We start from the raw sequence: 12,706 nt of genomic DNA on the forward strand, positions 1-12,706 counted from the left end.
TCCTGCCCGGCCGGAGGCAGGGGCCGCTATGCTCGACCCCACGGCCGGTTTCGGACGCTTGTCCAGATTTCGGCCGGTGGTCCCAGCCTGGTAGTCCGGCCGTTCCTCGGTTCTGCTCGGGAGTTGCAAAGCAATGCGTATTGGTGTGCTGACCAGCGGCGGTGACTGCCCCGGCCTCAACGCCGTGATCCGCTCCGTGGTCCACCGGGGGGTGGTCGACCACGGCGACGAGATCATCGGTTTCCAGGACGGCTGGCGCGGTCTTCTGGAGGGCGTGCACCGCCCCCTGACCCTGGACTCGGTGAGCGGCATCCTCGCTCAGGGCGGGACGATCCTCGGCTCCTCCCGGGTCCAGCCGAGCCACCTGCGCGACGGTGTGGAGCGCGCCAAGAAGTACTGCGCGGACCTTGGCATCGACGCGGTGATCCCGATCGGCGGCGAGGGCACGCTCAAGGCCGCCAAACTGATGAGCGACGGCGGACTGCCGGTGGTCGGCGTGCCGAAGACCATCGACAACGACATCGCGTGCACCGACGTCACCTTCGGCTTCGACACCGCCGTCTCGGTCGCCACCGAGGCGCTGGACCGGCTGAAGACCACCGCCGAGTCGCACCAGCGCGTGATGGTCGTCGAGCTGATGGGCCGCCACACCGGCTGGATCGCGCTGCACGCGGGCATGGCCGCCGGCGCCCACGCGATCGTGGTGCCCGAGCGCCCGTTCCACATCGACAAGCTCACCGCCGTCGTCCGCGAGCGCTTCGACCGGAACAAGAAGTTCGCGATCGTGGTCTGCGCCGAGGGCGCCAAGCCCGAGCCCGGCACCATGCACTGGGAGGAGGGCGTCAAGGACATCTACGGCCACGAGCGCTTCACCGGTGTCGCCAACCAGCTCTCCCGCGAGCTGGAGCACCGCCTGGGCAAGGAGGCCAAGCCGGTCATCCTCGGCCACACCCAGCGCGGCGGCACCCCCACCGCGTACGACCGGGTGCTCGCCACCCGCTTCGGCTGGCACGCCGTCGAGGCCGTCCACAAGGGCGCCTTCGGCCACATCACCGCCCTGCACGGCACCAGCATCAAGCTGGTGCCGCTGGCCGAGGCGGTCGCCGAGCTGAAGACCGTCCCCGGTGAGCGCTACCTCGAGGCCGAGACCGTCATCTGAGCCCAGACGCGGCGGAACACGGGGCCCGGGGCCGGCGATCGCGCCGGCCCCGGGCCCGTTTCACTCCCCCCGTCGCCTGCGGCGGCCGGATCAGAAGCCGGTGTCGTAGGTGTAGTGGCCGGTGTGGTCGAGCATGTCCGCCGGGGTGGTGTCGTTCCACGGCTTCATCGTGTCGTTGAGGTCGACCACGTTCGCGGTGCCGCCGGTCGGCAGGTAGCCCTGGTCCGGGTGCCGGCGCTGCCACTCGGCCCACAGCTTGTCGATGAAGCAGTGGTGCAGCCAGAACACCGGGTCGTTGGGCGACATCCCGGTGGTCATGTGACCGCCCACCCAGACGTGCACCCGGTTGTGCAGGTTGGCGCCGCGCCAGCCCTCCAGGTTGTTGCGGAAGCCGTCCGAGGCGCTGTTCCACGGGGCGGCGTCGTAGACGGATATCGCCAGCACCGACTCGGCGTCGGCCCGCGTCGGCAGCGAGGCCACCGAGCTGCCGAGCGCGCGGCGCAGGTAGCTGCGGCTGTCGGGGCGGACGTTGATCGGCCAGTTGCCGCCGCTGAAGGCGAACGGCCCGGTGGTGACCTGGCCGTCGCTGCTGCGGCCGTTGCCGCCCAGCAGGTCCGGGCCCCAGAGCGAGGCGGTCGGGGTGCGGTCGGCCGTCCAGTCCCAGTACGGGAGCGTCACACCTGGGTCGACGCTCTGCAGCGCCTGCTCGAACTGGAGCAGGAACCTGCGGTGCCAGGGCAGGAAGGACGGCGAGCGGTGGCCGACCCGCTCGCCGTTGTCGGTGTCGCTGACGATGAAGCTGTTGTGGGTGCTGACGAAGGTGTCGTAGCGGCCGGAGCGCTTGAGCTCCAGAAGCGCGTTGACGAAGTCGCGCTTCTCCTTCGCCGTCAGGGTTGCCTGGTTCTTACGGACTGCCATGAGTCCCCCTCGGTGAGCTGTGAACGGTCTGAGATGCGGTCGGTGCAGACCGTCAGGTGAGCGGGACGAGGGCGGCGCCCTGGAGCTCCTGCACGGCGGCGCGGGCGAGCGCGCGGGGCGTGTTGAACGTCTGGTAGTGGTTGACGACGCTGATCCAGGTGCCGTCCGCGTTGCGCATCATGTGCAGTTCCTGGCCGTCTATCAGGACGGTGTAGCCGGCGCCCCCGTGGTGGTGCTCGCCGGTGCCGTGCGTGGGCCGGCCCTGGATCCGCCGGTTGCGGTAGACCTCGTCGAACTCGTCGGACGCGCCGGGGTCGGCGGCCGTGGCGGGCTTGCTGGTCGGCCCGGCTACGCCGAGCACCACCGTCCCGGTGGCGGCGGCGAAGGCGACGGCCGCGCCCTGGAGCATGCGCCGTCGTGTGATTTCCGAGGCATGGGTGACTTCGGACATGGTTGTACCCCCTCTGGCGCGCGCTCCCGGGGTGGCGAAGCGCGCGAAGAACAGTTCTCAGGACTGGCTGATCGTCAGAACCGCCCGGCCGCCGATCGGTTGACGGACGTGCCGCTGGCATATTTCATGATCGATCAGCGCGGCCTCATGCTCGCAGGACCTCCGAGCGGCCCGGTACAGCCGAACGGCGGGGTGGGCAGGGTTGTCCGGGATTCCGGACATTCGCCACCGGAGCACCCGCCCGCGACCGGGGCAATATGCTGCCGGGCGCACACCTCGCCCCGGGCGTCAACGCAAGATCATGCCGTCGATTCGCTTACGGTCGACAGAATCTGCGGCCGTTCCCGGCCCCCGGTGACGTGGCTCACCCACGGAGGATGGCCCGATGTCGCAGGCCGGAAACGACCGGTGACGGCCTGTGTCGGTCGGTGCGGGGTGTGCCGGCAGGGGAGACCCGAATGCGGCCCTGGCCCGGCGCTCGTGCGTCCCGCACCTCCGTCCGTCCACCCGCCAGCCCGCCGGGCCCGCGCCGGTCACGTGCCGGCTCCGGGGGCGGCGGCAAGATCGAAGTAAGCCCGGCCTAGGCTGTACGCCGAAGCAAAACGGACGAACCGGACCCGCTCGGGCCCGCGCGGATGGAAAGCAGGAACCCGCCGATGGGCGACGGAATGCCAGGGATGCACCACCACGGCGGCATGGAGGCGCTCGATCCGTTCTCCTTCTCCGCGGTGCTCAGCTGGTCCCCCGACTGGGTGTTCCTGATCGGCGGCCTGCTGGCGCTGGGCCTGTACGGCGCCGGCGTGGCACGGCTGTGGCGACGCGGCGACCGCTGGCCGGTGGGTCGGGCGATCGGCTGGGCGGCCGGTGTCGGCGCCGTGATCCTGGTGACCTGCACCGGGCTGAACGACTACGGCATGGTGCTGTTCAGCGCCCACATGATCCAGCACATGGTGCTCTCCATGCTGGTGCCGATCCTGCTGCTGCTGGGGGCGCCGATCACGCTGGCGCTGCGCGCGCTGCGCCCGGCCGGCAAGGGCCGCCCGCGCGGTGCGCGCGAACTGCTGGTGGCGCTGCTGCACAGCCGGTACGTCAAGGTGATCTCGCACCCGGCGTTCACCATCCCGCTGTTCATCGCCAGCCTGTACGGGCTGTACTTCACCCCGCTGTTCGACTTCCTCATGCAGTACCGGCTGGGGCACATCGCGATGATGGTGCACTTCCTGGCGGCCGGCCTGCTGTTCTTCTGGCCGATCATGGGCGTGGACCCGGGCCCGCACCGGCCCGGCCATGTGCTGCGGATCATCGAGCTGTTCATGGGCATGCCGTTCCACGCCTTCTTCGGGGTCGCCGTGATGATGGCGAGCCACCAGTTGGTGACCACCTTCACCGTGGCCGGCGCGCCGCCGGGGACGGACCTGCTGGAGGACCAGAAGCTGGCCGGCGGGATCACCTGGGCGTTCGGTGAGATCCCGACCGCGATCGTGCTGATCGCGCTGGTCTTCCAGTGGATGAAGTCCGAGGAGCGCCAGGCCCGGCGCCGCGACCGGGCCGAGGACCGCAACGGCGACGCCGAGCTGACCGCGTACAACGAGTACCTGGCCTCGCTGGACAGGCGCGGCCGGGGCCCGGCACCCAAGACGGGCTGACCGCGGCGCCCACCACAGAGCCCTCCGGGCCCCGAGCCCCCCGTCCGCGGGACGGGGGGCTTCGTCATGCCCGGGGCTTCGGCATGCCCGGGGAGCGTCGGCGCGCCGGGCGGTCAGCGCGTCACCTGCCCCCGGACGTGCGGGCGAGACCGGCGACCAGGATGTCCAGCCCGAACTCGAAGCGCTCGTCGCCCACGCTGCGGGTCAGCGCCCCCGCCAGTGAGGTGATCATCGGATAGCGGTCGGCCGGGATGGTGGAGAAGTACTCCCGCACCCCGCCCGTGTAGGCCTCGAAGTCCGCCTGGGTGAGGCCGGCTCGGCTGGACTCCTCGAAGGCCGTCGCCGTGACGTAGAGCCCGAGCAGCTCCACCCCGTACGCCGCGGTCTGCTCGTCCAGGCCGCCGGCCCGCAGGATCGCCAGCATCGCCTCCGTGGTGTCCATGGCGTGCGGGGTGGTGGGCACGTTGGCCAGCACGGCGGCGCGGGCGATGTCGCGGTGGGAGATGAGGGCGGCGCGTCCGCGGCGCATCAGATCCTTGATCTGTTCCTGCCACCGCTCCGGGTCGGGCTCCTCGTGCTCGATCTGCGCGTGCACCAGGTCGAGGACCTGCTCGATCAGCTCGTCCTTGTTGCTGACGTGGGCATAGAGGCTCGCCGCGCCGGTGTCGAGCTCCTGGGCGACGCGGCGCATGCTCAGCGCGTCCAGACCCTCGCTGTCGATGATCGCGAGGGCGGCCTCGACGATCCGCTCACGGCTGAGCGGGCGGCGCTTGGGTACGGCCTTCTCCCGGCCGGGCCAGGGGTCCGGCCAGCTGGAGCGCGAGGCGGCAGTCGTCACGTGGATACCTCCGTGGTCGTCGACAGGACCCAGACTACTTGACACGAACGCCGTTCCATGGAAGAACGGTGTTCGTCACAAGAAACACCGTTCGTTCAGCACGAACGACGTTCGCCAGGAGGCGCCGAGCCCATGACCGCACAACTCGCCGAGACCGCAGCAGCCCCCGGGGAGGCGGCACCCGGAGCGCTCTACCGCTGGCGCTGGTGCGCTCTCGCCGTGATCCTCGTCGCCGAGGTGATGGACCTGCTCGACACCACGATCGTCAACGTCGCCGCGCCCGCCATCCAGCGCGCCTTCGGCGGCAGCGAGTCCCAGATCCAGTGGATCTCCGCCGCGTACACCCTCGCCTTCGCCGTCCTGCTGGTGACCGGCGCCCGGCTCGGCGACCTCTACGGGCGCAAGCGCCTGTTCGTCACCGGCGCGGCCGGCTTCACCGCGGCCTCGCTGCTCTGCGCCGCGGCCACCGGACCGGGCCTGCTGATCGGCGCCCGCACCGCCCAGGGCGTCTTCGCCGCCCTGCTGATCCCGCAGGGCCTCGGCATCATCAAGGCCATGTTCCCGCCGAAGGAGATGGGCACCGCCTTCGGCCTGTTCGGCCCGGTGATGGGCCTGTCCTCGGTGTTCGGCCCCACCCTCGGCGGCTACCTCACCTCCGCCGACTGGTTCGGCACCGGCTGGCGGATGGTGTTCCTGATCAACCTGCCGCTCGGCATCGCCGCCGTCCTGGCGGGCGCCCGGTTCCTGCCCGCCGACGCCGACGCCGGGTTCGGCGCCAAGGCCGGTGCCGACGCGAACGCCCGCACCGGCGCCCGGATCGAACCGGTGGGCGTGCTGCTGCTCAGTGCCGCCGTCCTGATGCTGATCTACCCGCTCGTCCAGGGCCGCGAGCTCGGCTGGCCGCTCTGGACGTACCTCTCCATGGCCGCCGCGCTGCCCCTGCTCTGGCTCTTCACCCGCCAGCAGCGGCGCGTCCTGCGCCGGGGCGGCTCGCCGCTGGTCGAGCCCTCGCTGTTCACCAAGCGCGCTTTCACCTCCGCCCTGACCACCGGGCTCGGCCTGTTCGCCGCCATGTCCGGCCTGCTGCTCTGCCTGACGCTCTACTTCCAGCTCGGGCTCGGCTGGACCCCGCTGCACGCCGGGCTCACGATGATCCCGCTCTCGCTGGGCCTGGTCGTCGGCGCGGTGCTCTCCGGCGGAGTCCTCGCCCCGAAGTACGGCCGCCGGGTGCTGCACGCCGGCATGGTGATCGCCGGCGCCGGAGTGCTCGGCATCTGGGCGAGCACCGCCCAGTGGTCCGCCGGTGTGACCAGCTGGCAGCTGGCCCCCGCCATCCTGGTCACCGGCTTCGGACTGGGCCTGATCATGGCCCCGTTCTTCGACATCGCCCTGGCCGGCGTGGACGACCACGAGACCGGCTCAGCCTCCGGCGTGCTCAACGCCGCGCAGCAGCTCGGCGGCTCGATCGGCGTCGCGGTGCTCGGTACGGCCTTCTTCGGCCGGGCCACCTCCGACGGCTTCGAGCACGCGACGGGCTGGACGCTCGGCCTGACGAGCGCCGCCCTCGCCGTCGCCTTCCTGACCGCCTTCCTGATCCCCCGCCAGGCCCGCCCGACCGAGAAGAGCTGAGCCTTCGGGCCCGTCCCACTCCCGCGCGAGGAACTCGGCAGCGACCGCCGGCACGATCGCCCCCCGGGGACGGCGTGGCCGGCTTCGCCGTTGCCGTCGGAGCGGAGGAAGCGGACGCTCGGTTCACTCGGTCCGCCCAGGCTGCAACTGCTCACCCGTGTCAGCTCGTTCGCCGGGCGAGCAGCACCGCCGATCAACCGGTACGGCCGTCCACCTCGCACCACACGCCCGTACGCGTGGAGTGGCCGAAGCGGTCGGCAGCCTCCAGCACGGCGAGGACGGTCAGCTGGACGGCCGGGTCGGCCGGCGTGGCAGCCGAGATGCGAAAGCCGGCCGTCGTCCTGCTCAGCCGGACCCGCGCGTGCGTCACGTACACCAGCAGCATCACCAGCCAGCACGCCCGCACGAAGGCCCGGACGAGCGCGAGGCGGGCGGCCTGCACCTGCGGGTTCACTACGCCGGGTCGCGCGGCCAGGCGGGCCAGCCGGGCCATCCGTTCGGCCCGTTCGCCCCTCACCCGACCCGCCCCTCGTTCGGACGGGAGGCCTGATCGCGGGCGGCGGGCCGGGCGCTCAGGTCGGTACCGTCGGGCACCGGAGCGACCTGCGCGGGGTCCACCGTCCACTCGCGGCCTCCGCGTTCGGGACGCAGGTAGTACTGACCCCCCTGTGTGTCCATGTAGATCCCCTTGCGCCCGGACCGGTTGTCCCGGACCAGCTCACCCGCGCGAGGCAGGTAGTTCGCACCGTTCGTTCGAGCGCCCACGCGCTCCTCCTGTCGTACTGGGCATGCTGCACGAAGTGCCCCCAAACCATGGGATTTCCGGAGAAGCAGGGATGAAGCCCCCTCGGCTGTGCACAATGAGTCTCGCCTGGTGACCGACCCGTCACCAAGCGTTGGCGTATGACAGTTCAACCGCTCATATCCGAGAGCCCGCAGGGGGTACACCAGATGGCACGTCGCAAGCCCGCCCAGGGCGCAACTTCCTCCGCCACGGCGATCTGGGGTGAGGAGCTCCAGGAGTTGCGCAAGGCAGCAGGTCTGACGCAGGCCCAGCTCGCCGAACGGATCCATGTCGACCAGTCATGGGTGAGCCTGATGGAGAACGGACGGGCCGTGCTCACCCGTCGGCTCGCGACGGACTGCGACACCGCGCTCAGTACCGGCAACCTGCTGGAGCGCTCGTACCGGTACGTCGAGCGGGACATCGCGGACCACCACCCGGACTGGTTCCGCCAGTTCGTCGAGATCGAGCTCCAGGCAGAACAGGTGTGGGAGCTGGCGGCGGTACGGGTCTCAGGGCTTCTCCAGACCCCCGAGTACGCCGAGGCCCTCTACCGCGACTACGACCCCTATGCCGACGAGACCTCGATCGCCGAGCGGGTGGCCGCCCGGATGACACGACAGGAACGGCTCCATGGACCGGCGCGACTCCACCTCCAGGTACTGCTGGACGAGGGCGCCCTGCACAGAAGCGTCGGCGGCGCGGAGGTCATGTACCGCCAGCTGGATCATCTCCTGCACATCAGCCGGCTCCCGAACGTGACGCTTCAGGTTCTTCCGCTCTCCGGTGGGCAGTCGGACGACGTTTCGTCCATCGTGCTGCGGTTGCCGAGCGGCCAGGAATGGCTGTACTCGGAGAGCCTGACCCGAGGGCATCTCATCAGCGATGAATCCGAGTTGAGGACACACCGGCGACGATACGATCGGATCAGGTCGAATGCCCTCACAGTGGACGACTCGGCACGGCTGATCCGCACGATCATGGAAGGAGTGATCAACATGCGCGCCACCGTTGATCTCGCCAAGGCCTCCTGGGTCAAGTCCTCCTACTCCGGAGGGAACGGCGGCGCGTGCGTCGAGTGGGCCCCGGCCATCGCGGCCCGGGGCATCGTCCCCGTCCGGGACTCCAAGGACCCCCAGGGCCCGACCCTCCTCTTCCCCCGCGCCGCGTGGACGGACTTCGTCACCGCCGCCGCCGACGGCGAGTTCGACCTCGTCTGACCCGCGGTCGGGCAGCTCGGGGCACCGGCGGTCTGCCATCATCGGCCGGTGAACAACGACCAGCGCATACCTCCCTCCAAGGTGGCCGGCGACCGCGCGTCGCTGACCGCGTTCCTCGACTACCAGCGCGAGACCCTCGCCATGAAGTGCCAGGGCTTGACCGGCGAGCAGCTGAGGCGCCGGGCGGTTCCGACCTCCGCACTGACCCTTCTCGGCCTCGTGCGGCATGCGGCCGAGGTCGAACGGGGTTGGTTCCGGCTGGTGCTGAGCGGCGAGGACTGCGAGCCTCTCTGGCCCAGGACCGGCGGCGAGTTCGCCGAGTTCCAGGTGGACGACGCCGACGTGGACGAGGCCTTCGTGGCCTGGCGCGAGGCGTGCGAGGGCTCGCGCGCCGCCGCGAGCGCCGTCGGATCCCTGGACGACACGGTGGACTTCCGAGGTGAGGTGATCTCGCTCCGCTACGTCCTCACCCACATGATCGAGGAGTACGCGCGGCACAACGGCCACGCCGATCTGATCCGTGAGGCGATCGACGGGGCCGTCGGCGAGTAGCAGGCGCGGGCGCTCCGGACGAGCTCAAACCTCGATCCCGGCCGTTCATCTCAACGAGTGACCCAGCGGCGTTTCCGTCCGGCCTGCCGCCCCCATCGGCGGTTGGATCACGAACAACCGACTGATCGGCGGCGTCCCCTGACGCTGCCCGGCAGAAGTGGATTCAGCGATGGCACCCGTACCGAACGGCGTCTACTCGATCTCCCGTCCCAACGAGCAGCTGCTCACCCTGGAGGGTGGGTCCGAGCAGCCCGGCACGCCCGCGATCGTCCTGCCTCCCACCGGCCAGCCCGGCGAGCAGGAGTGGCAGGTGGAGCACCTCCCCAACGGCAACGTCACCATCCGCAACCTCAGGAGCGAGACGTTCCTGGGGTTCGAGGGTGACCCGAAGCCGAACTCGCAGGTCGCCGGGTTCCCGGAGCCCCGCGAGTGGGTGCTGTACCAGAGCGCGGAGCCGTTCACCTTCCACGTGGTCGTGCCCGGCGGCCCGGTCGACGGTGACGAGCTGGCGATGGACTTGAGCCTGCTGCGGATCTTCCCGCCGCGCGTCGCCCTGCGGCCGCTCGACGTCAACGAGCTCCGGCAGGCGTGGAGGTTCGAGTTCCACGAGTAGCAGGCCACGACGGGCCCCGGGCCGGCTGTCGAGAGCCGGCCCGGGGCCGTCGCGTGCGGACTACACCCAGTCCTGCTCGGGAGTGGCCGCCCGCAGCAGCTCGCCCGCGCCCTTGAGCACCGGCTCGCCGTGCGGCACGAACAGGGCCTCGACCCCCTCCAGCCCGGCCAGGCGCCGGAAGGACGTGATGGCCTGCGCCCGGTCCACGTTGATCGGGCCGAGGATCGCCCGCCCGTCCGTGGTGGCGACGATGTCGCCCGGGAACAGCACGCCGGCGGCCGGGAGGTGGAGCGCGATCCCGCCCGGGGTGTGGCCGGGAACGTGCAGGACGTGGACGGGCTGGCCCCAGCCGTCGAGGGTGTCCCCCTCGTTCAGCTCCTGATCCACCGTGACGGGTCGCGGTGACTGGATCCCGGCGGCCGCGAAGCCGGCCATGACCTGCTCGTGCAGGACGCGCTCCTGGGCGGTGTACACCGGCTCGGCTTCGGCGGCGGCACCGCGGATGACCGGGGCGTCCAGGGATCCGGCCAGGACGCGGGCGCCGGTGGCCGCCACGAGGTCCGCGGCGGAGCCCGTGTGATCGAGGTGGGAGTGGGTCAGCACGATCTGGCGCAGCTCCTGCGGGCGGGCGCCGAGCCGCGCCAGCGCGTCGAGGATCTCCGGGGCCGACCCCGGCACGCCGGTGTCGATCAGGGCGTAGCCGTCGGGCAGGCGCACGAGGTGCACGTGCCCGACCGCGAAGGGCAGCTGCCAGACGGCGGGTGTGAGCTGGATGAGTTCCATCCCCCGACGCTAACCACCGCCGCCGCGCGGCCAACGCCTTTGCGCCGTACGCGGATTCCGCGCACCGCGAACGACCGCGGCGCCCCCGCACCCGGTCCGGCCGGAGCTCGCCCGCCGGGCTTCCCCGCGCCCCGGCCTACACCGGGCCGTGGTCCGCCCATCGCCCGAGGGTGAACTCGCCTCCCTCCCGCCGGACCTCGACGGCGCCGGCCCCACCGAAGTGCGCGGGCACCACCAGTTCCCGTTCGTCGGCGGCCCGTTCCAGGATCCGGCGGCGGCTGGCCACCGCCTGCTCCGCGTCCATGCAGAAGCAGCTGTTGCAGGAGGGCCGGAGGATCTGGACGGGACTGTGCAGCAGATCGCCGACGAAGACCGCCCGGTCGCCGCCGGATGCCAGGCGCAGTACCGAGGAGCCGGGCGTGTGGCCGGGCGCGGACTCCAGGGTGAGGTGCTCGTCGATGCGGTGGACGCCGTCCCACAACACGGCCTGCCCGGCGCGGTGGACGGGCGCGATGCTGTCCTCGTAGATGAGCCGGTCGTCCTCCCGCAGGCCGTTCCCGTACGCGTTGGCCGGGCCGAAGTGGTGGTCGTCGGCGGCCGGGACGAGGTACCGGGCGTTGGGGAACGTCGGTACCCATGCCCCGTCCACGTCGACGGTGTTCCAGCCGACGTGGTCGCCGTGGACGTGGGTGTTGACGACGACGTCGACGTCCTGCGGGCGGACGCCGGCTCGGGCCAGCGCGCCGAGGAAGTCGCCCTGCCAGTGGTGGAACTGCGGCGATCCGGGCCGCTCGCGCCCGTTGCCCACGCCGGTGTCGACCAGGACGGTCCGCCCGCCGCTGCGCAGCACCCAGGTCTGCAGGGCCACCACCGCCCGGTCACTGTCCGGCTCCCAGTGATCCGGCGCGAGCCAGTTCTCGTTCTCCTGCCACAGCTCGGCTCCGGAGGCCGGGACCATGTCGCGGGCAGGCGTGAACGGCCCGCTCCACTCGACGATCCTGATGACCTCGACGTCTCCCAGCACCATGCCCTGCGGGCTCTCGTTCTCCATGCCCCTGACTCTAGGAGCGGCGAGTTGAGTCTCTCAATGCTCATCGAGCTCTCCCGGATACGCGTCCGTCTCACCGCTGATGCCAGGGGTACGCTGGCGCGATGGATGTGGTGAGCGACGCGATCTCGACCGTACGCATCGGACGGCCCTCCTCCAACCGGGTACGGGTGAGCGGGAGTTGGTGCACGCGGCTCGCCCCGTACGACGGCGCGGGGTTCCACGTCGTCCTGGAGGGCAGCTGCTGGCTGCTGCCGGACGGCGGTTCCCCGATCGCGCTCGGCCCGGGTGACGCGGTGCTGCTGCCGCACGGCACGGGGCATGTGATCGCGGACTCCCCCCGCGACGCGCGGGCCGTGGAGCAGGCCGTGCCGTTCGAGCGCTGGGTCGGCGCGCAGCCGCCGCGTGGGCCCCGGGCCGCCGGCGGCGAGGTGGAGCTGCTGTGCGGCAAGTACCGGCTCGACCGCAGTCGCGTACACCCGCTCATGGCGGAGCTCCCGACGATCGTCCACCTGCCGAACCGGGTCGGCTGCCACCCCGAACTGCGCGCCGCCATCGGCCTGCTGGGCAGCGAGCTGGTCGAGCAGCGGCCCGGCTCCTGTGTCGCGGTGCCCAGCCTGGTCGACCTGCTCCTCGTCTACATGATCCGTTCGTGGGTGGCCGAGGACCTGACCGGGGTCTGGCCGGCCGTCCTGGGCGACCCGGTGACCGCCGCCGCCCTGCGGGCGCTGCACTCGGCCCCGTCCGCCCCGTGGACCACCGACCGCCTGGCCGCCGAGGCGGGCGTCTCCCGCCCCACCCTGGCCCGCCGCTTCACCGCCCTGGTCGGCCGGCCCCCGATGGCGTACCTCACCTGGTGGCGCCTGACCCTCGCCGCCACCTCGCTCCGCGACACCCAGGACTCCCTGGCCGCCATCGCCCGCCGGGTCGGCTACGGCACCCCGTACGCCCTGTCGCATGCCTTCAGCCGGGAGTTCGGGACCACCCCGGGGCGGTACCGGGCGGCTGCCGCCGACGGGTCGCCGGCCGTGCGGTAGCCCCTGGCGCACCGTCAGGAGCGGCAGG

14 protein-coding genes are annotated in these 12,706 nt (G+C 71.5%); 7 read left to right on the plus strand and 7 right to left on the minus strand.

All coding sequences use genetic code 11. The annotated features are described in order from the left end of the window. Nucleotides 1-133: 133 nt before the first annotated feature. The gene (locus ACIBH3_RS08355) at nt 134-1,159 is read left to right on the plus strand and encodes a 6-phosphofructokinase (protein WP_396311124.1); all 1,026 of its coding nucleotides are present in this window, start codon (nt 134-136) and stop codon (nt 1,157-1,159) included. Nucleotides 1,160-1,249: 90 nt separating this feature from the next. Here ACIBH3_RS08355 and ACIBH3_RS08360 read toward each other — a convergent pair whose 3' ends face one another. Together ACIBH3_RS08360 and ACIBH3_RS08365 are read right to left on the minus strand one after the other, a co-directional pair. Further along, entirely contained in the window at nt 1,250-2,077 is an 828-nt protein-coding gene (locus ACIBH3_RS08360; RefSeq protein ID WP_396311125.1) for a tyrosinase family protein, read from the minus strand. A gap of 52 nt (nt 2,078-2,129) precedes the next feature. Beyond that, nucleotides 2,130-2,528, minus strand: coding sequence for a tyrosinase cofactor (locus ACIBH3_RS08365; RefSeq protein ID WP_396311126.1), 399 nt, complete (start codon nt 2,526-2,528; stop codon nt 2,130-2,132). A gap of 677 nt (nt 2,529-3,205) precedes the next feature. Between ACIBH3_RS08365 and ACIBH3_RS08370 the strand changes: the two genes are divergently transcribed. Then, nucleotides 3,206-4,174 (plus strand): cytochrome c oxidase assembly protein, encoded by a 969-nt coding sequence (locus ACIBH3_RS08370; RefSeq protein WP_396311310.1) that lies wholly within the window; start codon nt 3,206-3,208, stop codon nt 4,172-4,174. Between the two features lie 121 nt (nt 4,175-4,295). Here ACIBH3_RS08370 and ACIBH3_RS08375 read toward each other — a convergent pair whose 3' ends face one another. After that, nucleotides 4,296-5,012 carry a TetR/AcrR family transcriptional regulator gene (locus ACIBH3_RS08375; protein WP_396311127.1) on the minus strand — a complete coding sequence of 239 codons (717 nt, stop codon included), beginning with the start codon at nt 5,010-5,012 and terminating at the stop codon, nt 4,296-4,298. 132 nt (nt 5,013-5,144) lie between these two features. Here ACIBH3_RS08375 and ACIBH3_RS08380 point away from each other — a divergent pair, with 132 nt between their 5' ends. Beyond that, complete coding sequence (locus tag ACIBH3_RS08380; protein ID WP_396311128.1) at nt 5,145-6,641, plus strand: MFS transporter; 1,497 nt, start codon at nt 5,145-5,147, stop codon at nt 6,639-6,641. Between the two features lie 193 nt (nt 6,642-6,834). On the opposite strand, the gene ACIBH3_RS08385 is transcribed toward ACIBH3_RS08380, so the two are convergent. Both ACIBH3_RS08385 and ACIBH3_RS08390 read right to left on the minus strand, forming a co-directional pair. After that, complete coding sequence (locus ACIBH3_RS08385) at nt 6,835-7,158, minus strand: hypothetical protein (protein WP_396311129.1); 324 nt, start codon at nt 7,156-7,158, stop codon at nt 6,835-6,837. Continuing rightward, nucleotides 7,155-7,406: a hypothetical protein gene (locus ACIBH3_RS08390; protein WP_396311130.1), complete on the minus strand. Its 252-nt coding sequence runs from the start codon at nt 7,404-7,406 to the stop codon at nt 7,155-7,157. Before ACIBH3_RS08390 ends, ACIBH3_RS08385 begins: the two co-directional genes overlap by 4 nt. Nucleotides 7,407-7,592: 186 nt before the next feature. On the opposite strand from ACIBH3_RS08390, the gene ACIBH3_RS08395 reads away from it, so the two are divergent. The 3 genes from ACIBH3_RS08395 (at nt 7,593) to ACIBH3_RS08405 (ending at nt 9,810) form a co-directional block, all read left to right on the plus strand. Further along, the gene (locus tag ACIBH3_RS08395; protein WP_396311131.1) at nt 7,593-8,645 is read left to right on the plus strand and encodes a Scr1 family TA system antitoxin-like transcriptional regulator; all 1,053 of its coding nucleotides are present in this window, start codon (nt 7,593-7,595) and stop codon (nt 8,643-8,645) included. 48 nt (nt 8,646-8,693) lie between these two features. Then, entirely contained in the window at nt 8,694-9,197 is a 504-nt protein-coding gene (locus ACIBH3_RS08400; protein ID WP_396311132.1) for a DinB family protein, read from the plus strand. A 169-nt stretch (nt 9,198-9,366) separates the two neighbouring features. Next, on the plus strand, nt 9,367-9,810 hold the full coding sequence (locus ACIBH3_RS08405) for a hypothetical protein (protein ID WP_396311133.1): 444 nt from the start codon (nt 9,367-9,369) through the stop codon (nt 9,808-9,810). 60 nt (nt 9,811-9,870) lie between these two features. Here ACIBH3_RS08405 and ACIBH3_RS08410 read toward each other — a convergent pair whose 3' ends face one another. Together ACIBH3_RS08410 and ACIBH3_RS08415 are read right to left on the minus strand one after the other, a co-directional pair. Beyond that, nucleotides 9,871-10,593 carry an MBL fold metallo-hydrolase gene (locus ACIBH3_RS08410; protein ID WP_396311134.1) on the minus strand — a complete coding sequence of 241 codons (723 nt, stop codon included), beginning with the start codon at nt 10,591-10,593 and terminating at the stop codon, nt 9,871-9,873. 136 nt (nt 10,594-10,729) lie between these two features. Then, nucleotides 10,730-11,644, minus strand: a complete 915-nt coding sequence (locus ACIBH3_RS08415) for an MBL fold metallo-hydrolase (RefSeq protein WP_396311135.1) — start codon at nt 11,642-11,644, stop codon at nt 10,730-10,732. Between the two features lie 101 nt (nt 11,645-11,745). Here ACIBH3_RS08415 and ACIBH3_RS08420 point away from each other — a divergent pair, with 101 nt between their 5' ends. Next, entirely contained in the window at nt 11,746-12,678 is a 933-nt protein-coding gene (locus ACIBH3_RS08420; RefSeq protein WP_396311136.1) for an AraC family transcriptional regulator, read from the plus strand. Nucleotides 12,679-12,706: the final 28 nt, after the last annotated feature.

The organism is Kitasatospora sp. NPDC050543 (assembly GCF_044457565.1).
Lineage (GTDB): Bacteria > Actinomycetota > Actinomycetes > Streptomycetales > Streptomycetaceae > Kitasatospora.

What these genes read in the sequence shown, in the direction of transcription:
- ACIBH3_RS08365 (WP_396311126.1), bottom strand. Translation starts at nt 2,528, where the DNA reads ATGTCCGAAGTCACCCATGCCTCGGAAATCACACGACGGCGCATGCTC.
- ACIBH3_RS08360 (WP_396311125.1), bottom strand. Translation starts at nt 2,077, where the DNA reads ATGGCAGTCCGTAAGAACCAGGCAACCCTGACGGCGAAGGAGAAGCGC.
- ACIBH3_RS08395 (WP_396311131.1), top strand. Translation starts at nt 7,593, where the DNA reads ATGGCACGTCGCAAGCCCGCCCAGGGCGCAACTTCCTCCGCCACGGCG.
- ACIBH3_RS08355 (WP_396311124.1), top strand. Translation starts at nt 134, where the DNA reads ATGCGTATTGGTGTGCTGACCAGCGGCGGTGACTGCCCCGGCCTCAAC.
- ACIBH3_RS08410 (WP_396311134.1), bottom strand. Translation starts at nt 10,593, where the DNA reads ATGGAACTCATCCAGCTCACACCCGCCGTCTGGCAGCTGCCCTTCGCG.
- ACIBH3_RS08415 (WP_396311135.1), bottom strand. Translation starts at nt 11,644, where the DNA reads ATGGAGAACGAGAGCCCGCAGGGCATGGTGCTGGGAGACGTCGAGGTC.
- ACIBH3_RS08380 (WP_396311128.1), top strand. Translation starts at nt 5,145, where the DNA reads ATGACCGCACAACTCGCCGAGACCGCAGCAGCCCCCGGGGAGGCGGCA.
- ACIBH3_RS08420 (WP_396311136.1), top strand. Translation starts at nt 11,746, where the DNA reads ATGGATGTGGTGAGCGACGCGATCTCGACCGTACGCATCGGACGGCCC.
- ACIBH3_RS08370 (WP_396311310.1), top strand. Translation starts at nt 3,206, where the DNA reads ATGCACCACCACGGCGGCATGGAGGCGCTCGATCCGTTCTCCTTCTCC.
- ACIBH3_RS08405 (WP_396311133.1), top strand. Translation starts at nt 9,367, where the DNA reads ATGGCACCCGTACCGAACGGCGTCTACTCGATCTCCCGTCCCAACGAG.